Here is a 22,562-nt window from a genome sequence, read left to right as displayed (position 1 = left end):
AATTCTTATTATTTTCATTGGAATAGTATGATTACAGGAGGGTACTAACATGAACCATCATTCCAGCAAATGGACTATTGCATTTTTAATATTCGTTCTGCTGCTGACAGGCTGCTCGAGCAATGCAGCCAACGGCACAAATAACAGCAACATCTCAAGCCCTGGTCCGACAGATGCAGCATCAGCCGATGCTAATGTGGTCGATGCCAATGAAGGGAAGGAGCTTGCAACCGAATTGAAATTCCCGTTGGATCAATCCATTCCGACACTCGATCCTCATCTATCGCTGGGAGGAAGCAATTCGACAGTGGTACTAAATGTGTTTGAAGGCTTGTTTTCATTCAATTCCAGCTACGAGCCAGTGCCAAGTCTGGCGGAAAGCTACGAAGTAAGCGAGGACGGCAAAAATTATGTTTTTCATTTGCGTCAAGGCATAACTTTCCATAATGGCAAGGAGCTGAAGGCAGAGGATGCTGCTGCTTCCTTGAACCGATGGAAGGAGCTTGCCCCGCGCGCCAAAAGCTCCTTTGGCGAATCAGAATTCGAGGCGCAAGATGATTACACCGTTGTCCTGAATCTGAACGAGCCAAAAAATGATACGCTGGCACAGCTTAGCCATGTGTTGAATTTTGCGGCGATTATGCCCAAAGAAGTTGTTGAGTCGGCAGGCCCGGACGGTGTGAAGGAATATATCGGCACAGGCCCGTTCAAGCTTGTCGAATGGAAAGCAGATCAATATATTCATGTCTCCAAATTTGAAAACTATCAATCTCCTGATGGTGAGTCTGACGGCTTTGCAGGCAAGCGCGAAGCGCTAGTGAACGATATTTACTTCACGCTGGCACTCGATAATGCAACGCGTTTCTCTTCTTTCCTCGCGGGAGACTTTGACTATGTAGATGTTAGCATTGACAACTTGCCGCTTGTAGAAAATGACGACAGCATTGAGCTGGTTAAGGATCTTTCTACTGATTTCAATTTGATTTTCAATAAAAAATCGCCGCTGTTCTCAGATATAGCCTATCGCCAGGCGGTGGCCGCGCTAGTTAATGCAGAGGAAATCCTGCTTGGTATTACTTCAACGCCTGACTTGTATCGCTTGAACCCGAGCTATATGTATGAAGAAAATGCAAAATGGTACAGTGAGGCAGGCAGTGAAGCTTACAACCAAAGCAATCCGGAGGAAGCAAAGCGTTTGCTGGCGGAAGCAGGCTATAACGGTGAGGTTGTGAGACTGCTGACAACGAAGGACACGGGGAGCTTTTATAACGCTAGCCTGATGCTGCAAGCACAGTTGGAAGCGATCGGCGTAAAAACGCAGCTGGATATTTATGATTATGCGACAATGCTGACCAAGCGTGCCGATGCAACAGCTTGGGATATCTATCTTGGTCCGTTCATCGTCCCTTCAACACCTTCACAGCTGCTTTACTTGAACCCTTCCTATGGCTTTGCGGAGGACGCTAAGCTGGCTGAGCTGCTGAAAAAAGCAACCGCTGCTCTAACAGATGAGGAGATTAAAGAAGCCAACGATGAGCTGCAAGCATATGTTTGGGAGTATTTAGGCAATGTGAAGATCGGAGATACCTATAGATACAAAGCAATCCGCAGCAATTTGCAAGGCGTCACCACGTTATATGGCATTCCGAACCTGTCCAACACAAAGGTATATAAGAAAAGCTGATCATAGCCTTAATAGTCTTATTTGATATAAAGATAAACAATTGACGAGCCAAGCGTCATAGGAAGGAGAGGAATCGATGGCCATCTATGTGTTGAAGCGGTTGCTGGCATTAGTGCCTACCCTGTTCATTATGTCAGTCATTGTCTTTATCATTATCTATCTTATTCCTGGCGATCCTGCGCGGGTCATGCTGGGAGACGGCGCAGATGAAGCGACAATTCAGCAGGTTCGCGAGCAAATGGGACTGAATCAGCCAGTCTTACCACAATACATCAACTGGATATCAGGCGCTTTGCAAGGGAATTTTGGCGAGTCCTATTTCCTTGGAAAAAGTGTGATGGCCGCAATCGGCGAGCATGCAGGGCCAACCTTTTCTCTGGCTGTTTTAGCGCTGCTGCTCAGCCTGTGCACAGCAATTCCGCTAGGCATTGCTGCGGCAAAGCACCAAGGGGGGCTGGCGGACAAGCTTCTGACAGCCTTTTCCTTGCTTGGCATGGCAATCCCTGGCTTTTTACTCAGCTTATTTCTTGTTTTGCTGTTTGCCGTCAAACTAAAGTGGCTGCCTGTATCAGGCTATGCAAGTCTGCAGGATGGAGTATGGAGTTATCTTAAGCATCTCATTTTGCCCGCCGTCTCTTTAAGCCCGCTTATGGGCGCCATCATTGCACGCATGGTGCGCTCCTCCATGCTGGAGGTCATGAATCAGTCTTATGTAAAAACAGCACGCGCAAAGGGCGTCAGCGAGCATCGCGTCATTTACAAGCATGTTTTGCGCAATGCGTTAATTCCGATCATTACCGTAACAGGCGGCGCATTTGGGACGTTGCTGGCAGGGGCAGCGGTAATCGAAACAGTGTTCAACATTCCAGGACTAGGCCAACTGCTCGTCCATTCTGTTGCGCGCAGAGATTACGCTGTTATTCAAGGCATTGTACTGTTTATTGCATTTCTATACGTGGCTGTCAATTTAATCGTCGATCTGCTGTACGTAGTCGCCGATCCAAGAGTGAGACTGGAATAAAAGGAGATGAATTCATGGTGAAACGACAACAAGCAGAAGCGATCAATTTATACAAGCTTGCACGCAGGGAGCAATTGCTCCAGCAGGCATTCACCAATACGAGACTGCTATGGGGCAGCCTTCTTGCCATTCTCCTGCTGGTCGTTGCTCTGTTCGCACCCTGGCTATCGACGTACAAGCCGCTTGAAGTAGATATTGTCAACCGTTTGGCAGGGCCAAGCACGCAGCATCTGTTCGGGACAGATAATTTTGGGCGCGATGTATTTTCAAGAGTGCTGCATGGGCTTAGAAACTCTGTACAGGTTGGATTTATTGCCTCATTGCTCGCCTCGGCCATCGGGCTGGTCGTAGGCCTGTACGCTGCTATGTATAGATGGCTGGATCAGCTGCTAATGAGAATTATGGATGCGCTGTTTGCCTTTCCTGCGATTTTGCTGGCTATCGCTATAATGGCCGCTCTGGGAGCAAGCATGCTTAATTTAATGATGTGTCTTGCAATTGTGTTTATTCCCTCTGTCGCGAGAATTGTTCGTTCTTCAGCGGTTGTTGCCAAGCAGCAAGCCTACATTGAAGCACAACGAGCAATCGGCTCAAGCGATACAAGAATGATATGGCAGCATATTATGCCTAACACGCTGCCAGCGCTTATTGTACAAGGCAGCTTCGTATTTGCCGAGTCTATCATTGTCGAGGCGGCACTCAGCTTTTTAGGGGCAGGCATTCCTGCGCCAACGCCAAGTCTGGGGAATCAGCTTTCGGAAGGCAAGATGTTCATCTTTCAGTCCTGGTGGATGACGCTATTCCCAGGCATTGCGCTCATTGTTGCCGTACTAGCTGTTTATTTGCTAGGTGACGGCTTTCGCGATCTGCTCGATCCGCATACAGCCAAAAAGGGACATGCAAAGGCTTTGTACAAGCGGCTTTCAGGTCTTAATCAGGCTGGAAAGGAGGGAACGGCGTCATGACAAAACCGATATTGGAAATTAAAGAGCTAAAAACGAGCTTTAAAGCCTACAATGGCCTGCTGCCTGCTGTTGACGGCGTGTCGCTCACAGTTAACGAAGGAGAAATCGTTGGAGTGGTGGGAGAATCCGGCTGCGGCAAAAGCGTTACAGCCCAATCAATATTGCGGCTGTTTGATGAAAGGAAAGAGGTGAAGTACGAAGGAGAAATATCGTATGGCGGAGTGAATTTACTCTCATTAAAAGCCAAGCAAATGAGCAGTATTCGCGGCAACGATATTTCAATGATCTTCCAGGATCCGCTTACTTCATTGAACCCGGTATATCCAATTGGCGAACAAATTGTCGAAGCGATGCTTGCCCACCAGCGCATCAGCAAGAAGCAAGCAATGCAGCGCGCGATTGAGCTGCTTCAATTAACCGGGATACCTTCACCGCAGGAGCGGTATCACCAATACCCGCATCAGCTTTCAGGCGGGATGCGCCAGCGAGTGATGATTGCTATCGCGCTCGCTTGCCGCCCTAAACTGCTAATTGCCGATGAGCCAACGACAGCGCTTGATGTAACGATACAAGCACAAATTATGAGTCTGCTTGCCCGGCTTAATAAGCAGCTCAATATGAGCATTTTGCTGATTACGCATGATCTTGGCATTGTTGCTGAAACTTGCCATAAGGTCGTTGTTATGTATTTGGGACAGGTTGTGGAAACAGCATCGGTGCAGGAGTTGTTCCAATCACCTCGTCATCCGTATACGCAAGCGCTGCTGCAAGCTATGCCGCGCATCGATTCCGAGCGTGGCAAACCTTTAACTGTCATCGAGGGATCTTTGCCCACGTTAAATCAGCTGCCGCAAGGCTGCCGCTTTGTTTCCCGTTGCAGCTACGCAACCGAAAAATGTCATAGCGCATCTCCTATTTTGAAGCCGGTTGAAGGGGTGCAGGCGCTTGTACGCTGCTGGAATGCCGATTTGATCAAGATCGAGAGCCGGAGCCAGGGCCAGCAAGCGAGGTCAGGAGGTGAGGACCATGTTATTCAATCCGTCCAATCGTAGAAAACCGCTGCTGCAGGTAGAAAATTTGCACAAAAGCTACTGGAGCAAAGCAAAAAACAGCTTTAAAAAAGCGAGAGTAAGAGCGATTCGCGATGTCAGCTTTACCATTTTTGCAGGAGAGACCTATGGACTTGTAGGGGAATCAGGCTGCGGCAAAAGCACGCTTGGTAAAACACTGCTGCGGCTTACAGAGCAAGACAGCGGTTCAATTTTGTACGAAGGCAACGATCTGGCAAAGCTGAGCAGCAAGCAGCTCAGGCACTATCGTAAGGAACTGCAAATGGTGTTTCAGGATCCCTATTCTTCATTGAATCCGAGAATTGTAGTTGGAGAAGCGCTTGAAGAGCCTTTGCATGTCCATCGCATTGGTACGCCACAAGAAAGAACGGAACGAGCGATGGACATGCTCGCTGCAGTTGGGCTGAAAAGAGAGCATTATTACAGCCTGCCGCATCAATTGTCGGGCGGGCAGCGTCAACGAATCGGACTAGCAAGAGCGCTGATCGTTCATCCCAAGCTTGTCGTTTGTGATGAGCCTGTATCCGCTCTGGATGTCATCATACAAGCTCAAATTATTCAATTACTTAAGCGGCTGCAGCACGACATGAATTTGACCTATCTGTTTATTTCGCATGATATTAGCGTCGTCAGACATATTTCAGACCGGATCGGTGTCATGTATTTGGGGAGGCTTGTGGAGGAGGGGGATACAGAAAGTCTGTTTCAGCAGCCTACTCATCCTTACACGAAGCTGCTCCTCTCAGCCGTGCCTGTTCCTGATCCTTTCGCAGTGAAAAAGGAATGGCAGCAAGAGGGCGAGCTTCCTTCACCTCTAGAGAAAATTGCAGGCTGCAGCTTTCATACACGCTGCCCGTATGCTACAGAACGTTGCCGCCTGGAGGAACCAGAGCCTAAGAGAGTTAACGAAGAGCACTGGGCAGCCTGCCATTATGCATAACGAATTTTAAATCGAAGTGAGGAGCAGTAATTATGAAAAAAATCCATCTTGGCGTATTTGAGGTTAATTCGATTAATCATTTAACGCAGGGCATATGGGCACATCCCGAGCAAAACCGGGTCAATTACAACAGCTTGCAGTATTGGATACAGATTGCACAGCTCTTGGAGCGAGGCAAATTCGATTTTATGTTTTTTGCCGATACGTACGGCTACCCTAAAGGAAACAAAGAGCTTGCGTTAAAAGAAGCTACCAGCATTCCCGGCAATGATCCGATGCTGCTTATTCCCGCATTGGCGGCAGCAACAGAGCATTTGTCTTTTACGATGACGACTTCGACAACTTTTGAAGCGCCATATGCCAACGCCAGACGCTTCGCGACGCTTGATCATCTGACAGCTGGTCGAATTGGCTGGAATGTAGTAACGACAAGCAACGCAACAGCGGGCGATTTGTTTGGAAAGGAGGATTTTATTCCGCATGATGAGCGGTACGATCGGGCGGATGAATATATGGAGGTAAGCTATAAATATTTAGAGGGCTGCTGGGAGCAGGATGCCATCAAGCTTGATCGCGCTAATCGCGTTTATGCGGACCCGGCCAAGGTTCACATGGTAGAGCATGAGGGCGTCTATTTCAAATCGAAAGGCTATTTGTCTTCATCGCCGTCACCGCAGCGCACACCTGTTATTTTTCAGGCCGGCAGCTCCGACAGAGGAAGAGCATTCGCTGCAAAGCATGCGGAAGGCATCTTCTTGAAGGCACCAACGCTGGAGGTGCTGCGCGAGCAAATTAAGGACATTAGGCAGCGAGCTGAAGCATATGGTCGCGATCCGCAAAGTGTTAAAATTTTTACAGGATTAAGCGTCGTCGTTGCACCAACTAAAGAGGAAGCGCTGCGCAAGCACGAAGCTTACTTGCGTTTTCAAAGCAAAGAAGCTACCTTGGCCAGCTACACCTCAGTTACCGGTATTGATTTGACTGCGCTCGATCCTGCTGCATACTTTGAAAATATTGAGACAGAAATGGGACAAACGCATCGAGATCGTTTTACAAAATATAGTAAAACGAAAAAAACAGTGCAGGAGGTTATCGATGACTTCTTGCAAAAAGGCTTTCGCGGGCTTACCGTTATTGGCACCCCAGACGAAGTGGCAGACAGCATCCAGCATTGGGTAGAGGAAACCGGGCTGGATGGCTTTAACTTAGAGCCGTATGTCCTTCCGCAATCGTATGTCGATTTTATTGAGCTAGTCGTACCAGTCCTGCAAAAACGGGGAATCTTCAAGCAGGACTACGAGCAAGGCAGCTTTAGAGAGAAGCTGTTTGGCAACGGACAAGCCCAGCTTCCGAGCCACCATCCCGGGGCAGCCTTTCGTCCAACCCTGGCTTCATATTAATAACATCATCAACGAAAGGGGACTAAACAATGGCAGAGTGTGATCATTTGCTGTACGCGGCAGAACATTACCAGTATAGTGCGGAGCAACTGGAGCTCCTGCAGCGCACAAGGGATATTGGCCAGTCAGTCGTGGTGGCTCATGCAAGCGAGGTTGATATCGAAGGACACTACCCTGCTGAAGCGATTGAGGCACTCGCCCATGCCGGATTAACGACCATCGCCGTTCCCAAGTCGTTTAACGGCTTTGGAGGCGGGTGGAATGGAGATGTTGTGATCCTGCCTCTAATTTTGATGGAGCTCGCCTCATGGTGCTCCTCTACATCGCAGGTGCTGGCTCTCCATAATACTGGCGTCCAGCTGGTTCATGCGCTAGGCTCTGCCCAGCAGCAGCAATTTTTCTTTCAGGAGGCAATTAAAGGAGAGATGTTCGCCAGCTTTGGCAGCGAGCCAGGCCGTGACCGCTTTAAGCTAACCAGCACATTGCAGCAGGTTGAAAATGGTTTTGTACTCAATGGCAGAAAAATATTTGCTACCGGCTCTCCACGCGCAAAGTGGGCAATTTGGCGGGCCGTTGCTGCCGAGGAAACTGGCGAGCAGAAGCTGCTGATGCCGCTTGTGCATTTAGCGAGTGAAGGCATTACTGTAATCGATGATTGGAACGGGATCGGTCAACGTGGTACGGGTAGCGGACAAGTGCTTGCTAATCAGGTATTTGTCCCACAAGGTCATGTATTAGGCGATGCTGGGCATTATGCGCGGTTTGATGACTTTTTCTCTGCACAATTCAATATCCATTTTGCTGCGCAATTTGTTGGTATTGGTCTTGGGGCGCTGCGGGAAGCGACGCAATATATTCGAGAAAAGGCGCGCTCCTGGTCAGCAAGCGGCGAGGGGCAAGCTTTTGACAGCATCATACAGCTGAGACTTGGAGAATGGTCGGCCCAGCTAGCCTCAGCCAAGTCGCTAGTTATGCACGCAGCGTTTCTGTTGCAGCAATTTACTATTCACAAAGAACTTAACGATGTTGTAAAGCTGGCAGCGTCTCAGGCAAAAGTGATTGCAACTAAAGCCGTTTTGGAAGCAACAAGCTCCTTGTTTCAAGTGATGGGGGCAAGCGCTGCCACACAAGCCTGCAACTTTGACCGCTATTATCGGAATGCAAGAACGTTGACGCTGCATGACCCTGTTGATCGACATGCTGCTTTAATTGGGCAATATGAGCTTGGCTTAAAGCCAGATAAAACGTTGTAAATATGACAGCTTTCCATTCAAATGCGCCAAGCCTGGCAACAAATTGCCACGGCTTGGCGCATTTTTAGGCTGCGAAGCTCTTACAATCTCGAACAAAATCTATTAAAATGATAGTTAATTATCATTTATTCCAGCTATAGGAAAAGAAATGCTGGTAATGGACTTAATGATTATGATTTTGTGGATAAGGAGAGTGGAGCGTGCAGGAGTTTATATTTTTATTAAGTATGTGGCTTATTGGGATTTCGGTATGTGCGATCATAATCTATTGGATGACATCAAGCGCAATTGAATCCTCCAAGCTTGCCAGAGAAGTGCAAGAGATGAAGCAAATGATGCAGCAACTGCTTAATGACAAACATAATCCTGTCTATATTGATGCAAGCGAAAGCGAACCTCGAGGCGTAGCGTATTGCCCTTCATGCTCTTCTGAAATTCCTTCAATGAATCGACAATGTCCAGTATGCAATTATCCGCAAAGCAATTTATTTCAAACAAAAGGAGTCTAAAGCGATGAATTCTACCATTATCCATTCCGTCGTCTTCACCTTAAAGCATGAAAAGGACTCGGAGCAAGCAAAACAATTTTTACAGGATGGCCAAGCTCTGCTCAGTTCCATCCCAAGCGTGAAAAACTTCCAAGTGTTTTACGAGGTCAGCCCGAAAAACAACTATCAATACGGCTTTTCGATGGAGTTTGACTCGCAAGCTGATTACGATGCCTACAACGAGCATCCTGTACATACTGCATTTGTGCAGCAGCGCTGGGAAGTAGAGGTCGAGCAGTTTATGGAGATCGATTACAAGCGATACCTGTAGCATAAAAGAGACTGAAGATTAGGACTGTCTTGCATAAGAAGAAGGAGTGTTCAAACCGTCAGGTTTCACTGACTTATGGGCACTTCATTTTTTTTGCTAGTAATAGCATCAAGTATTAGTATCTGGTACTAATTTGTGATATGATGAGTATGGTCTTATATGAGGGGATGCTTTCGATGCTACTTTTCGCTGCAGGGAAGCCAATTCAATGATCTTACGAAAAGCTAAGTTTATGCTTCCGATGCAGCTTTTCGTGCAAGGAAAGTAATTCAATGATCTTACGAAAAGCTTGGATTATGCTTTCGATGCTGCTTTTCGCTGCTGGGAAGCCAATTCAATGATCTTACGAAAAGCTTTAGGAGGGGTGCTTAATGATTCAATCAAGGGCAAAAATTTCGGCTATTGGCTCCTATGTACCAGACACTATCATGACGAATGAGCAGTTTACGAAAATAGTTGATACTAGTGATGAATGGATTGTATCGCGTACAGGCATTAAAGAAAGGCGCTACGCTGCCGAGCATGAATATACAAGTGATCTCGGCTGCAAGGCCGTGCAGGATCTCGTAGAGCGCTACGGCAAAAGCATTGACGATGTTGATCTCATCATTTGCTGTACCTTCAGTCCCGATGCGGCTACGCCTAGCTCAGCTGCTATTATTCAGGCAAAGCTGGGATTAGAGCATGCAGGTGCAATTGATCTTAACGCGGCATGTGCCGGCTTTACTTATGGGCTGCATATTGCCAACAGCTTGGTTACGACTGGACTTCATAAAAAAATATTAGTGATTGGCTCCGAAACATTGAGCAAGCTTACTGATTTTACAGACCGGACTACCTGCATTTTATTCGGCGATGGTGCAGGGGCCGTGCTCGTTGAGTATGATGAAGATAACCCGAGCTTTCATGCCTATCATATGGGAACAGAAGGGGAAAAGAGCAAGCATTTGTACTGCAGCGGCATTTCCTCGCAGTTGTTTAACGAGCCGATCGCAGATACGAGAAAAATTGTGCAAAATGGGCGAGAGGTATATCGCTGGGCCGTCACGACTGTTCCTGAAGGCGTGCGTACACTGCTCGATAAAGCTGGGCGTTCACTTGAGGAAATCGATTGGTTCGTGCCGCACAGCGCCAATTTGCGCATGATCGAGTCGATGTGCGAGCGGATGTCGCTCAGCTTGGATAAGACACTCTACAGCCTTGAATATTACGGCAACACTTCATCTGCTTCAATCCCCTTGGCGCTTGACTTGGCGGTTCGCGATGGACGAGTGCAAAAGGGCGATCAGCTGCTGCTGTACGGCTTTGGCGGAGGACTTACCCATGCCGGCCTGCTTATAACCTGGCAAATTTAAGTCAAATGAAGCCGGTTTGACGCGAACAAGATACTTAACGGAATCCCAAATGTTCTCCGAGTATTTTGGACAGGAGGGTATTTGGGATTGTCTTTTCATGAATTATAGCCGGGAACTTTTTTGAGGTGATGCTATGAATTGGTTAGAAGAAGTGTCTAGAGACTTTGTTATCAACAGGTTTCGATCAAATGACCATGCTGTTAGTGAGATTACTAAACTAAATATCGAGGACGTGCAATTACCTCAAGAACTATCGCCCTTAAGCCAGTTCTTTCTTGGAGCGGCCTTATTAGGCCCTGATCATATATACAGTACGATTCCGTTAGCAGATGAAAGTTCTCTTCAAGTATTAAAGAATGATGTTTGCGTTCATTATGAAGTAAATCAGAAACTACAATCCCCAAATGGAGTCGAAATAACGATGCATAAAGCAAAAACGACTTCAATCCAAAAGCTTTTAGAAATGAATACTTTGAACACAATTGACCCTGTTGTTAAGGATTTATTTTTGCGAAAACCAACAGATAAGCAAAGAGAGTATGGAACAGTGTACTATAAAATAGATAAAAATGCTATTTCTGATGTGTCTGTACCAGGATTCGATTTGGCATGGATGTTTATTTCATCGAGTTATAAATTAAACGGCGGCTTTAGTTTAAGTCCAATTGGCTGGACGCTTTCTCGTGAATTGTCTAATTCAATAGCTATAGCCTATATCAGTCACAGATGTAATGATCTTGTATTGGCAGTAGATAAAAATGAAGACGTGATTAGTTTGGAAATTTTATTTTAAGTCCAAAGTTGTCAGGCAAAACATAATATGATACAATGCACGTAACTAATTGAATGGAGTTGATCGGTGTAATGGATATTTCTTGCTAATGGTAAAGATAAAACTTTAAAACGATTCCGTGCTGTTTCGTTGACAGTTTTATTTTCCTGTGCAAGAAAGTTACATTACAGACTCCATTCCCATATCCTTATCCAGTTCTATGTTCAGCATGGAACTGGATTGCTAGTTCTATTTGGGCTGTGAGAAATGTAACTTTCTTGCGGCTCTTTTTTATTGATCGAAATGATCTGGCAAGGAGGATGTTAGCATGTCTTTAATTCAAGTGTCGAATTTAACCTTTGCCTATGAAGGCAGCTACGACAATATTTTTGAAAATGTCAGCTTCCAAATCGATTCCAACTGGAAGCTTGGCTTTACCGGCAGAAATGGACGCGGCAAAACGACATTTCTGCAGCTGCTGCTCGGAAAATATGAATACAGCGGCACAATTTCCAGCAACGTTGAATTTGAATATTTCCCTTATCCGATTAAGGATGCCAGCAAGCAGACGATTGATATCGTTGACGAGTTGTTTCCGGATTATGAATACTGGCAGCTTTCCAGAGAGCTTTCACTGCTCCAGGTAGGCGAGGAGCTGCTTTACCGGCCCTTTGCCTCTCTTTCCGGCGGCGAGCAATGCAAAATAATGCTGGCAACGTTATTTCTGAAGGAGCATCAGTTTTTGTTGATCGATGAACCGACCAACCATCTTGATGTGGAAGGAAGGGAGATCGTCAGCCAATATTTGAAGCGAAAAAAGGGATTCATTCTTGTATCGCATGACCGTGCCTTTCTCGATGAATGCGTCGATCATATTCTGTCGATCAATAAGACGAATATTGAGGTGAGACGCGGCAATTTCTCGAGTTGGTGGGAAGACAAGCAGCGACAGGACCAGTTCGAGCTGGCGGAAAATGAAAAGCTGAAAAAAGACATTAAGCGACTGGATGAAGCGTCCAAGCGTACGAGCCAATGGTCGCATGAGGTGGAGAAAACGAAGAACGCCGGCAAGCAAGCTTCCGGCTTGAAGCCCGACAAAGGCTATGTCGGCCATAAGGCAGCAAAAATGATGAAGCGCTCCAAGGTGCTGGAGCAGCGCCAGCATAGCGCGATTGAGGAAAAATCCAAGCTGCTTAAAAACATTGAGTCGAATGTGCCGATCAAAATGACGCCGCTTGATTACTATAAGGCCCAGCTTGCGGAGCTGCGCGGGCTGTCGATCTACATCGATGATCGGCAAATTTGCAGCGACGTCAGCTTCACAATTGAGCAGGGGGATCGGATCGCAATAACCGGGAAAAACGGTTCGGGTAAATCGACACTGCTGCGGCTTTTATGCGGCGAGCAGTTCAGCTATACTGGCACATTTCTGCTGGGCAGTCAGCTGGAAATTTCGTATGTATCGCAGCTAACCTCGCATTTAAGCGGAAATTTGAAGGACTACGCGAGAGAGCAGGGAATCGACGAAGCGTTGTTCAAGTCGCTGCTGCGCAAGCTCGACTTTTCGCGTGAGCAATTTGAGAAGGACATTTCCGCCTTTAGCGGCGGGCAGAAGAAAAAGGTGCTCATTGCCAAGAGCATTTGCGAGCCTGCCCATCTCTATATATGGGATGAGCCGCTTAACTTTATTGATGTAATCTCGCGCATGCAGATAGAAGAGCTGCTGCTTGAATATGAGCCGACAATCATCTTTGTCGAGCATGATCGCATGTTCGCTGAAAAAATCGCCACCAAAATGGTCAGCCTGTAACATTTAGCAAGCCAGAGTTATAACTTGCCGCTCCATTTAAGGCGAGTGCAACAACAGCAGCCGTCTAAACAAAGCCGCTTATCGGATAACGCGCCCTTTGTCACAAGGACAAGGCAGTGCGCATTTCTGATAAGCGGCTTGTTTGTATGCTATGCCTAAAATCGCGCTGGCCCGATGCAGCAATTTTGTGAGCGGCTTATAAATCGTCGCGGACTAGATGAACCGACCAAAAAAAGCTGATATAATCTGAACGATGCTGTCTAATTGTGAAAGTAATCAGGATACTTTTGCTTCAGAATCGGAATTTCACTCTCAAGCTTGCCCAAATGCTGCTTCAGCATAGTGGCAATTGCCGCTTCATCGCCAGCCTTTAAGGCCTGCAGCAGCTCAATATGCTCCTGAACTGCTGCCTTCGTCGAAGCGAAGTCATTCATCGCCAAATAACGAAAGCGGTTCAAGTAACCGCGCATATGATAGACGACCTCCAGCAATGTGTCATTGCCGGCAAGCTGCAAAATATTGCGATGAAACAGTTCATCCAGCGTAAGAAACTGCTGTACATGATGCTGCTCGGCCGCTTCCATTTGCTGCTGAAGCAGCGCCGACAGCTCCTTGTCTGCCTTCTGGAAGCGAGCGTCGCCGCTGCTCCATTGCCGGGCGACGAGCTGAAACGCGCTTTGCTCAAGGCTTAAGCGAACAAAGGCGCTTTCCTTAACCTTTATCTCGGAAATGCGGGAAACGATTTTCGTTCGCTGCGGCAGCACCTGGACAAGCTGCTCGGCGATTAGCATTTGCATCGCTTCACGCACGGGCGTACGGCTAATTTGCAGCAGCTCGGCAAGCTCGACTTCCATAACGGATTGGCCAGGCTTAAGCTGCAGGGTGATGATGGCATCGCGTATTGCCTCATAGGCTTGAAAGCCTAAGCTTCTTGAGCTTGCTTGCGGCTGTAAAAAAATCATGGATTGTTCCACCTCAATATGATATGCTAAATCTGTTTTTGAGTATACATGTATACATGTATGCAAGTCAATGAAAGAATATCGTTTTGGATATGCAGGTAAAGGAAAGGGAGAGGCATTAGATGAGAAAGAAGCTAAGCAAAGCGTTGGTTGGCAGTCTCGCCGCATTGATTATCCTCGCAGGCTGCTCCGAATCCAGGGGCAGTCTGGACAATGCTGCGCGCAGCACGACTGAAACCGCAGAGCAAAAACAGCATTTGATTCTGGCAATTGGCGGGGAGCCCGATGAAGGCTTTGATCCGACAACAGGCTGGGGACGCTACGGCTCTCCGCTATTTCAAAGCACATTGCTGACGCGAAATAGTGAGCTGGAAATCGAGGAGGATCTGGCGACAAGCTATAGTGTTAGCAAGGACGGCTTGATCTGGACCGTGACGCTGCGCGAGGATGTCAAGTTCAGTGATGGCGAGCCGCTGACAGCCAATGATGTAGTGTTTACATTTGAAACAGCTAAAGGAAGTCAATCGGTTATTGACTTGACGAATCTGCTTGCTGTAACAGCGCAAGGAGATTATACCGTGATGTTCGAGCTGCAAGCTGCACAATCTACCTTTGTTGATGTTTTAACGACGCTCGGGATTGTACCGCAGCATGCGTATTCAGCAAATTATGCCAAGCAGCCTATTGGCTCTGGTCCATATAAGCTCGTGCAGTGGGACAAGGGACAGCAGCTGCTGGTTGAACAAAATGAACTCTATTACGGCGATAAATCACCCTTTACGCAGCTAACGTTTCTGTTTCTCGCTGAGGACGCTGCATTTGCCGCTGCCAAGGCTGGGACGGTGGATGTCGCTGCTATTCCGTCCTCGTTCAGCACACAGCAGGTAAGCGGAATGCGGCTTGAGGCGCTGCAAACCGTTGACAATCGCGGCATTATGTTCCCGTATGTGCCAGCTGGCTCAACGACGGAGCAGGGATATCCAATCGGCAACGATGTGACAAGTGATCCGGCGATTCGTAAAGCTATTAACATTGCCATCGATCGCCAGCTGCTAGTGGACGGTATTCTTGAAGGCCATGGCACTCCGGCGTATTCAATCAGTGATCAGCTGCCGTGGTGGAATGAAGCTACAGTGGTTGAGGATGGCAATTCCGAGGCAGCCAAGCAGCTGCTGGCAGAGGCCGGCTGGAGCGATAGTGATGGCGACGGCATCCTTGATAAAAATGGGCTGGCAGCACAGTTCAATCTGCTATATCCGGCAGGAGACGCACTGCGCCAGTCACTGGCAATCGCTGTTGCAGATATGATCAAGCCAATCGGCATCGATATCGCAGTACTCGGCAAAAGCTGGAGCGAGATCGAGCCGCTTATGCACGCCAATGCAGTCATGCTGGGCTGGGGCAGCCTTGATCCGCTGGAAATGTACCATGTCTACGGCAGCCAATTTGCCGGGGTCGGGTATTACAATCCAGGCCATTATACGAATGAGACAGTCGATCAATATATGAAGCAGGCTTTGGCAGCTACAGACGAAGAGCAGGCTATGGAGCTATGGCAAAAAGCACAATGGGACGGCAGCACGGGACTAAGCGCCAAGGGCGATGCGCCTTGGGCATGGCTGGTCAACATCGATCATTTGTATCTTGTCAATGAAAAGCTTGATATCGGGCAGCAGCTCATTCATCCGCATGGACATGGCTGGCCCATTACGAGCAATATTGAGCAGTGGAAGTGGATGGAGTAGCAGATGCGTGCAACCCGAATGCTAATGTTTCAGCTTATACGGCTTGTGCTGCTGCTTGCTGCTGTCAGCATCATTACCTTTGCCTTAATAAGCGTTTCACCAATTGATCCCGTTCAAGCTTATATTGGAGCGGACATGCTCCGGGTTGGGGAGGAGCAGCGAGCGGCGATAGCCGCCTATTGGGGATTGGATCAACCGCCGATCGAAAGGTTTTTGCACTGGCTTAAAGCGATTGTGCAGGGCGACATGGGCACCTCAATGATCTATCGCGAGCCAGTGCTTGAGGTCATTAAGGACCGCTTCGCACATTCCTTCGTTCTGCTGCTTGCCGCGTGGCTGTTGTCTGGCGTGATCGGCTTCGCCGCTGGATCGTTGGCAGCCATGAAGCAGGGGACATGGATCGACCGCGTCATCCAATGGTACTGCTATGCGTTGTCCTCGACGCCTGCCTTTTGGGCTGGACTGCTGCTGCTCATTGTCTTTACGGTATGGCTGCCGATTTTCCCGGTTGGCCTGGCTGTTCCGGCAGGCGTAAGCGCCGAGCAGGTAACATGGCTCGATCGGCTGTACCATATGGTGCTGCCCGCGATTACTTTAAGCCTCGTTGGCATCTCCAATATTGCGCTGCATACAAGAGAGAAGCTGCTTGAGGTGCTTGGCAGCGATTATGTACGGTTTGCCAGAGCGCGAGGGGAGCAAGGCTTTTTGCTGTGGCGCCGTCACGGCGCGCGCAACATTATGCTGCCAGCAATTACGCTGCAGTTCGCCTCGTTCAGCGAGCTGTTCGGCGGGGCAGTACTGATCGAGCAGGTCTTTTCCTATCCTGGACTGGGACAGGCTACCGTTGAAGCAAGCACAAGAGGCGATGTTCCGCTATTGATGGGGATCGTCTTGTTCAGCACGCTGTTTGTTTTTGTCGGCAATGCCATCGCAGAATGGATCTATCGCCTCGTTGATCCGCGGATTAAGGAGGGATACCGACATGAGACGTAGCGTCTATATTCGCATATGCGTTGCAGCTGTGCTGCTGCTTCTGCCACTGCTGCTTGCCGCTTTGCTGAGCAGCGACAGGCTGGCAACTCAGCTTGATCAGCGCAATCTCGCACCTGGCCTTGAGCATCTGTTTGGCACCGATTGGCTCGGCCGAGATATGTTTACCCGTACAATGAAAGGTCTTGCGCTTAGCATCGGCGTCGGTTTTCTGGCTGCTGTTGCGAGCGGGCTTATTGCCGGCAGCCTCGGGCTAATGGCTGCTACGCTAGGCAAAACCGTCGATCGCATCATTACATGGCTAATTGATCTATGCCTTAGCGTGCCGCATCTTGTATTGCTGCTGCTTATTTCATTTGTACTGGGCGGCGGCGTTAAAGGGGTAGTCGTCGCGGTGGCGCTATCCCATTGGCCAAGCCTGGCGAGATTAATGCGCGCAGAAATTTTGGCGTTGAAGGCAAGCGAATATGTGCTTGTTGCCAAGCAAATGGGACGCTCCGCGTGGTGGATTGCGACACGGCATATGCTGCCTCATTTGCTGCCGCAGTTTATCGTCGGCACGCTGCTGCTGTTCCCGCATGCGATTTTGCATGAGGCCGCAATAACTTTTCTCGGGATGGGCTTGTCGCCGCATCAGCCGGCAATAGGCATCATTTTGTCGGAGTCGATGAAATATTTATCGACCGGCATGTGGTGGCTCGCTTTTTTCCCCGGACTTTGCTTGTTTGTCGTTGTCCGGGCGTTCGACATGCTGGCCAGAAGCCTGTATCAATTTGTTGATCCAGCTCGCTTCCAGCGTTAAAGGAGGTGCGTGAAGCATGACATTATTGGACATTCGCGATTTGTCCATCTCATTTGCAATGTACGATCGCTGGCTGCGCCAAACGACTCAGCCGGTGATCCAAAGCCTGTCGCTCTCACTTGAGGCTGGTGAAATCGTTGCTGTTGTGGGAGCAAGCGGCTCTGGCAAAAGCCTGCTAGCCCATGCGATACTCGGCTTGCTGCCGCAAAATGCGAGTGTTGCTGGCGAAATAATGTTTGAAGGGAAGCCGTTGACTGCTGCTGCGCTGAGCAAGCTGCGGGGCAGCAAAATCGCCCTCATTCCGCAGTCGGTGCAATATTTGGATCCATTAATGACGGTAGGCAAGCAGGTCGAGCAGGCAGCTCGCATCGGTCAGCCGAAAGCGCTACGGCAGAGCATCTTCCGCAGCTTTCGCCTGCCGGAAGGGGCAGCCAAGCTGTACCCCTTCCAGCTATCGGGCGGGATGGCAAGACGCGTGCTTGTCTCTACTGCGGCCGTAAGTGGCGCAAGGCTGATCATTGCCGACGAGCCGACGCCGGGGCTGGATGAAGCAGTTATACAGGAAACACTGCGCATCTTTCAGGACTTGTCTGCATCTGGAGCAGCTATCCTCTTTATTACGCATGACCTCGCTGCGGCAGCGCAAATTGCCGATCGGGTAGCTGTGCTGCGCGAAGGAAGGCTGGTAGATATTTCTCCAGCCTCAAGCTTCGCAGGCATGGGCGAAGCGCTGAGCCATCCTTATACACGTGCACTGTGGCAAGCGCTGCCTCAGCACCAATTTATCGAAGCGGTGGGGTGGAACGATGAGGCTTGAAGCGAAGCAAATCGGCAGGCGGCAAAATAAGCAGGAGTGGCTGTTTCGCGGAATCGATTTGACGCTGGAAAGCGGAGAAATCGTCGGTTTGCAGGGTGCGAGCGGCTGCGGCAAATCCACGCTGTGCCGAATTTTGGCCGGGATGGAGCGAGCGGAGGAAGGCGAAGTGCTGCTGGATGGGAAGCGCTATGCTGCTAAAGGCTATAAGCCTGTGCAGCTTGTATTTCAGCATCCAGAGAAGGCGGTTAATCCGCGCTGGAAGGCGAAGCGCATATTGCAGGAGGGCTGGGAGCCCGATCAAGCGCTGCTCGATGATCTGCAAATTGACGCAGCATGGCTGGAGCGCTATCCGTCCGAGCTGTCCGGCGGTCAGCTGCAGCGAATTTGCATTGCACGTGCGCTAAGCCCGCAAACGAAATTTTTGCTCGCCGATGAAATGACCACGATGCTTGATGCGATTACCCAGGCGCAAATTTGGCGAACAATGCTTAAGGTAATGGAGCAGCGGCAAATGGGCATGCTCGTTGTTAGTCATGATGGGGAGTTGCTAAGACGAATATGTCATCGCATCCTAGAGCTTCCCTAAAAGAGGTAGTTCAAAAACTCAACTTTGATGACGAGGCGATTGTGTTGTAGCGTAGTCGACGGCGAATATGGCACGCTACCAAAGGCTCCGGTGCTCACGTAGCTTGTGCCTACGCTGCGCTCCTCGCCTTCTAGTATCGTGCCATCTTCTTGGTCCTGAAAGCCGAGTTTTTGAACCTTTATTGGAATAGGTAGGTCAAAAAGCACGACTTTGATGACGATGTGATTGCGTTGTAGCGTAGTCGACGGCGAATCTTGAGCCCTAGCGAAAACTGCGGTGCTCACGTAGCTCTGCTCTACGCTGCGCTCCTCGTTTTCTACTAGCGCTCCTCGCCTTCTAGTAGTGTTCAGTATAATTTCAAAAGCCCTTTGTTCCGCGGCATTTCACTGTCGAGAGAGCAAAGGGCTTTTTGTTTAAGAATTCTGTTAAAATTGACACATGATTGCTCTTTCCATTGCCTATGCAAGCAAAGTGCTAGCTGCGTGGCGCCCAGAGCATAATGGCTACACCAGCCATACAGACAGCGGCGCCAAGCCAGTCGTATAAATCTGGCGTTTTCTTATCGACCAGCCAACCCCACAGTACGGCAAGAAAAATAAAAATGCCGCCATAGGCTGCGTAGACTCTTCCAAAGTTAGGAAAGCTTTGCAGCGTTGGCAGTATGCCATACAGCACTAGAATTGCGCCGCCTGTTATACCATACCAAAGCGGCTTCGATTCTCTTAGCCAAAGCCACATTAAATAGCCACCGCCGATTTCTGCCAAGCCAGCAGCGATAAATATTAATATTGTAAGTAACATAGGAGCCTCCTTCTTTATGCGAATGAGCATTCGCCTCACTATATAGCATTATAGCAGCAATAGATGGACAATCGTTTGGTTATAGTTTAAAACTATCAAGTAAATAGGTTTTATATATTTCTAATATAAATGATTCTGTGGCACAATGAATGCCATAAAGAGGAAAGGAGCAATGAGAATGGATAAACAGCAGCAAGTATGGAACAGTGAACGCTATGACCTTAAGCTTGGCTTTGTGTCGGAGTATGGGAAGGATGTTTTGCAGCTGCTGCAGCCAGCGAGCGGCGAACGCATTTTGGATTTGGGCTGTGGTACGGGGGATCTCACTTATTTGATCCAGCAAAGCGGTGCGCATGTAACCGGACTTGACCTGTCTGCTGAAATGATTGAGCAGGCCAAAGCGAAATACCCCGCGCTAAACCTTATTGTTGGCAACGGAGAGCATTTTCAACTGGGGGAGCAATTTGACGCTGTATTTTCCAATGCTGCACTGCACTGGATGAAGCAGCCTATCCCGGTTATCGATACAGTTTGGCGACATCTAAAGTCGCAGGGACGCTTTGTGGCAGAGTTTGGCGGCAAAGGAAATGTAGAGCGTGTTGTTCAAGCCATTCGCGAAGTATTGCAGGAGCTTTATGGATGGAATGCGGACGAGCTGAATCCGTGGTATTTTCCTAGCATTGGGCAATATAGCAGTCTGCTCGAGGAACGGGGCTTCAGAGTCGTATACGCTGCACATTTTGATCGCCCGACGCGCATGGAGGATGAAGAACGAGGCTTGCGTCTATGGCTCGACAGCTTCGCTCAACCATTTCTAAGCGGACTTTCCAAACAAGAGGCGGATAATGCCTGCGAGTGGATCGCGCAAAAGGTTAAGCCTGACTTGTTTTACGATGGTGCTTGGCATATCGACTACAAGCGGCTGCGCATCGTTGCCATTAAACACGATTAGCTGCACAGAAAGTATTTAATGTCGTTAATTAGGGCGTGTCTGAGAATTCCGAGGTCACGACCGAAATAGGAGAGGATAAGGATGTCATATTTTGTTTCGAATCAATGGCTGCTGCAGCAAATAGAGAAGGGGAGTGAGCAGCAGGGAGAGCTAGTCATCGTCGACACCCGCTATGACTTGATGGATACGGAAGCAGGAGAGCTCGCCTATCGCGAGGGGCATATACCTGGCGCGCATTATGCCAATCTTAGCCGTGATTTATCCAGTCCCAAGCGACCCGATGGCGCGGGTGGGCGACATCCGCTGCCTGAGCCGGAAGCGGTTGCTGCTTTTTTGGCCTCACTTGGCATTCGTTCAAGCTCAACCGTTGTCGCTTATGATGATCAAGGCGGCGTGATGGCTTCAAGGCTGCGCTGGCTGCTGCAATGGATCGGTTTTGACGGCGAGGCGTACGTGCTTGACGGAGGCTACAAGGGCTGGGTAAAGGAGCAGCTGCCTGTATCGGCTGACATCCCGGCGAAAATAACGGGGGCAACGATTCCCGTGAAGCTGAAGCCCGAAATGGTCGCCAGCTATGAGCAGGTAAAGCAAGCGATCGGTCAAGCCGATACCGTTATTATTGACTCGCGCGATGGAGCCCGCTATCGCGGCGAGCACGAAACCATCGATCCGATCGCAGGCCATATCCCGACTGCTATCAATCATTTTTGGCAGGAGGGAAGAGGAGCCGACGGCACATGGAAATCGCCGCAGCAGCAAGCAGAACGCTTTGCCGACATCGACAAAAACGCCACGATTATTGTGTATTGCGGCTCAGGCGTATCAGCCACGCCAAATGTATTTGCCTTGCAGGAGGCTGGTTTTAAGCATGTACGTCTGTACGCTGGCTCGTGGAGTGAATGGATAACGTACGGAAACAATCCGATTGCAACAGGAGAGGAATAAAAACCGAGCTCATGCGGCAGTCGAGCTTCAATAAAGGCTACCGAGCTATGGTAGCCTTTATTGAAATAGTAGCCTCTTGTCGAATTGTTGATTGGCAAGATTCATCATGAGCTCGGGGCATCGCAAAAGGGTGAAGTACCCAGCAGCCATCTATTAGTCATTGACCTGATAGAATTGTAGCGCGGCTGCTGTTCATCATACTTCTAACCGTAAGCGAGCACAGCGAATATAGCTACTATCAAAAATGAAATCTGCGCTTCATTTCTTGGCGGAATCCCTTGTCTGCAATGAGGCACATCCCGCCGAACGTCAGCAAGGCGTACACCGCCGCTGCAACGGCTGTCCACAATACGTTCGACATGCCAACGGCATACAACAATAAAGGGACGATACCAAGAAGGTTCAGTGTTAATAAGTAGCCTGAGAACTCCCGCCAGCCCATTTTTCGCGAACAGCATATAACGGTAATGAGCAAGGTTGCCGCCATCATCAGGAACGGAATGACATAGCCGGTTGACCAGTAAGTCGTTCCGTTCGCCACGTTGATCCACAGCAGCATAGCGGACAGACCGAGCAACTGAACGATAATTTTGCTGCCGAGATGCGCCCTTGACATCAGCGTATGCCTGACGGACAACCACGCGTACAGCACGCAGGGAATGAGCGTTAAACTCCACCATGCTTCGCGATTCCCAAGCAGGTTAATCAGGACGGCTATCCCCATGACGGATACCGCAAGAAAGGTAAGCCACTTGGATATAAGACTGCTGCTCGCAGGCTGCTCCTCCGCAGCTTCATAGACGGGGTACCATGAATGACTTGTGAGGTGCTCGCCATCTTTACCCTGCACATTTCTTCGGCATAAGGGACACG

General features: G+C 49.0%; 22 protein-coding genes. 19 read left to right on the top strand and 3 right to left on the bottom strand.

Annotation, left to right across the window (positions count from 1 at the left end; all coding sequences use genetic code 11):
• The first annotated feature begins 49 nt into the window (after positions 1 to 49).
• From KJS52_RS02225 to KJS52_RS02175, 12 genes are all read left to right on the top strand, one after another.
• On the top strand, positions 50 to 1,684 hold the full coding sequence (locus KJS52_RS02225) for an ABC transporter substrate-binding protein (protein ID WP_213512997.1): 1,635 nt from the start codon (positions 50 to 52) through the stop codon (positions 1,682 to 1,684).
• 76 nt (positions 1,685 to 1,760) lie between these two features.
• A complete protein-coding gene (locus tag KJS52_RS02220) occupies positions 1,761 to 2,705 on the top strand; it encodes an ABC transporter permease (protein WP_213512996.1) in 945 nt (314 codons plus the stop codon).
• A 14-nt stretch (positions 2,706 to 2,719) separates the two neighbouring features.
• Positions 2,720 to 3,670 carry an ABC transporter permease gene (locus tag KJS52_RS02215; protein WP_213512995.1) on the top strand — a complete coding sequence of 317 codons (951 nt, stop codon included), beginning with the start codon at positions 2,720 to 2,722 and terminating at the stop codon, positions 3,668 to 3,670.
• Positions 3,667 to 4,722, top strand: coding sequence for an ABC transporter ATP-binding protein (locus KJS52_RS02210; protein ID WP_213512994.1), 1,056 nt, complete (start codon positions 3,667 to 3,669; stop codon positions 4,720 to 4,722). The genes KJS52_RS02215 and KJS52_RS02210 overlap by 4 nt, the downstream gene beginning before the upstream one ends.
• On the top strand, positions 4,697 to 5,680 hold the full coding sequence (locus tag KJS52_RS02205) for an ABC transporter ATP-binding protein (protein WP_213512993.1): 984 nt from the start codon (positions 4,697 to 4,699) through the stop codon (positions 5,678 to 5,680). Before KJS52_RS02210 ends, KJS52_RS02205 begins: the two co-directional genes overlap by 26 nt.
• Before the next feature lie 32 nt (positions 5,681 to 5,712).
• Positions 5,713 to 7,080 (top strand): LLM class flavin-dependent oxidoreductase, encoded by a 1,368-nt coding sequence (locus KJS52_RS02200; RefSeq protein WP_246563060.1) that lies wholly within the window; start codon positions 5,713 to 5,715, stop codon positions 7,078 to 7,080.
• 29 nt (positions 7,081 to 7,109) lie between these two features.
• Complete coding sequence (locus tag KJS52_RS02195) at positions 7,110 to 8,333, top strand: acyl-CoA dehydrogenase family protein (RefSeq protein ID WP_213512992.1); 1,224 nt, start codon at positions 7,110 to 7,112, stop codon at positions 8,331 to 8,333.
• Between the two features lie 157 nt (positions 8,334 to 8,490).
• The gene (locus KJS52_RS27610) at positions 8,491 to 8,625 is read left to right on the top strand and encodes a hypothetical protein (RefSeq protein ID WP_281425535.1); all 135 of its coding nucleotides are present in this window, start codon (positions 8,491 to 8,493) and stop codon (positions 8,623 to 8,625) included.
• 221 nt (positions 8,626 to 8,846) lie between these two features.
• A complete protein-coding gene (locus tag KJS52_RS02190; protein WP_213512991.1) occupies positions 8,847 to 9,152 on the top strand; it encodes a Dabb family protein in 306 nt (101 codons plus the stop codon).
• Positions 9,153 to 9,523: 371 nt separating this feature from the next.
• Positions 9,524 to 10,507 carry a ketoacyl-ACP synthase III gene (locus KJS52_RS02185; RefSeq protein ID WP_213512990.1) on the top strand — a complete coding sequence of 328 codons (984 nt, stop codon included), beginning with the start codon at positions 9,524 to 9,526 and terminating at the stop codon, positions 10,505 to 10,507.
• A 133-nt stretch (positions 10,508 to 10,640) separates the two neighbouring features.
• A complete protein-coding gene (locus KJS52_RS02180; protein WP_213512989.1) occupies positions 10,641 to 11,300 on the top strand; it encodes a hypothetical protein in 660 nt (219 codons plus the stop codon).
• Between the two features lie 307 nt (positions 11,301 to 11,607).
• On the top strand, positions 11,608 to 13,089 hold the full coding sequence (locus KJS52_RS02175; RefSeq protein ID WP_213512988.1) for an Lsa family ABC-F type ribosomal protection protein: 1,482 nt from the start codon (positions 11,608 to 11,610) through the stop codon (positions 13,087 to 13,089).
• Positions 13,090 to 13,349: 260 nt separating this feature from the next.
• Here KJS52_RS02175 and KJS52_RS02170 read toward each other — a convergent pair whose 3' ends face one another.
• Positions 13,350 to 14,051 (bottom strand): GntR family transcriptional regulator, encoded by a 702-nt coding sequence (locus tag KJS52_RS02170; protein WP_213512987.1) that lies wholly within the window; start codon positions 14,049 to 14,051, stop codon positions 13,350 to 13,352.
• A gap of 122 nt (positions 14,052 to 14,173) precedes the next feature.
• Here KJS52_RS02170 and KJS52_RS02165 point away from each other — a divergent pair, with 122 nt between their 5' ends.
• The 5 genes from KJS52_RS02165 to KJS52_RS02145 are packed head-to-tail and all read left to right on the top strand — an operon-like array spanning position 14,174 to position 18,991.
• Positions 14,174 to 15,796 carry an ABC transporter substrate-binding protein gene (locus KJS52_RS02165; protein ID WP_213512986.1) on the top strand — a complete coding sequence of 541 codons (1,623 nt, stop codon included), beginning with the start codon at positions 14,174 to 14,176 and terminating at the stop codon, positions 15,794 to 15,796.
• A 24-nt stretch (positions 15,797 to 15,820) separates the two neighbouring features.
• Positions 15,821 to 16,789 (top strand): ABC transporter permease, encoded by a 969-nt coding sequence (locus KJS52_RS02160; protein ID WP_246563058.1) that lies wholly within the window; start codon positions 15,821 to 15,823, stop codon positions 16,787 to 16,789.
• Positions 16,779 to 17,588, top strand: a complete 810-nt coding sequence (locus KJS52_RS02155) for an ABC transporter permease (RefSeq protein ID WP_246563056.1) — start codon at positions 16,779 to 16,781, stop codon at positions 17,586 to 17,588. The genes KJS52_RS02160 and KJS52_RS02155 overlap by 11 nt, the downstream gene beginning before the upstream one ends.
• Before the next feature lie 16 nt (positions 17,589 to 17,604).
• Positions 17,605 to 18,405: an ATP-binding cassette domain-containing protein gene (locus tag KJS52_RS02150; RefSeq protein WP_213512983.1), complete on the top strand. Its 801-nt coding sequence runs from the start codon at positions 17,605 to 17,607 to the stop codon at positions 18,403 to 18,405.
• Positions 18,395 to 18,991 (top strand): ABC transporter ATP-binding protein, encoded by a 597-nt coding sequence (locus tag KJS52_RS02145; protein WP_213512982.1) that lies wholly within the window; start codon positions 18,395 to 18,397, stop codon positions 18,989 to 18,991. The genes KJS52_RS02150 and KJS52_RS02145 overlap by 11 nt, the downstream gene beginning before the upstream one ends.
• Positions 18,992 to 19,465: 474 nt before the next feature.
• Here the strand turns inward: KJS52_RS02145 and KJS52_RS02140 are convergent, their stop codons facing one another.
• Positions 19,466 to 19,792 (bottom strand): YnfA family protein, encoded by a 327-nt coding sequence (locus KJS52_RS02140; RefSeq protein WP_213512981.1) that lies wholly within the window; start codon positions 19,790 to 19,792, stop codon positions 19,466 to 19,468.
• Between the two features lie 178 nt (positions 19,793 to 19,970).
• Between KJS52_RS02140 and KJS52_RS02135 the strand changes: the two genes are divergently transcribed.
• Together KJS52_RS02135 and KJS52_RS02130 are read left to right on the top strand one after the other, a co-directional pair.
• On the top strand, positions 19,971 to 20,744 hold the full coding sequence (locus tag KJS52_RS02135) for a class I SAM-dependent methyltransferase (RefSeq protein WP_213512980.1): 774 nt from the start codon (positions 19,971 to 19,973) through the stop codon (positions 20,742 to 20,744).
• A gap of 81 nt (positions 20,745 to 20,825) precedes the next feature.
• Positions 20,826 to 21,689, top strand: coding sequence for a sulfurtransferase (locus tag KJS52_RS02130; RefSeq protein WP_213512979.1), 864 nt, complete (start codon positions 20,826 to 20,828; stop codon positions 21,687 to 21,689).
• 238 nt (positions 21,690 to 21,927) lie between these two features.
• Here KJS52_RS02130 and KJS52_RS02125 read toward each other — a convergent pair whose 3' ends face one another.
• Positions 21,928 to 22,539, bottom strand: a complete 612-nt coding sequence (locus KJS52_RS02125; RefSeq protein ID WP_246563054.1) for a DUF6320 domain-containing protein — start codon at positions 22,537 to 22,539, stop codon at positions 21,928 to 21,930.
• Positions 22,540 to 22,562: the final 23 nt, after the last annotated feature.

Origin of the sequence: Paenibacillus montaniterrae (assembly GCF_018403185.1) — a bacterium.
GTDB lineage: Bacteria > Bacillota > Bacilli > Paenibacillales > Paenibacillaceae > Pristimantibacillus > Pristimantibacillus montaniterrae.
This window is presented reverse-complemented; position numbering and strand designations above follow the sequence as displayed.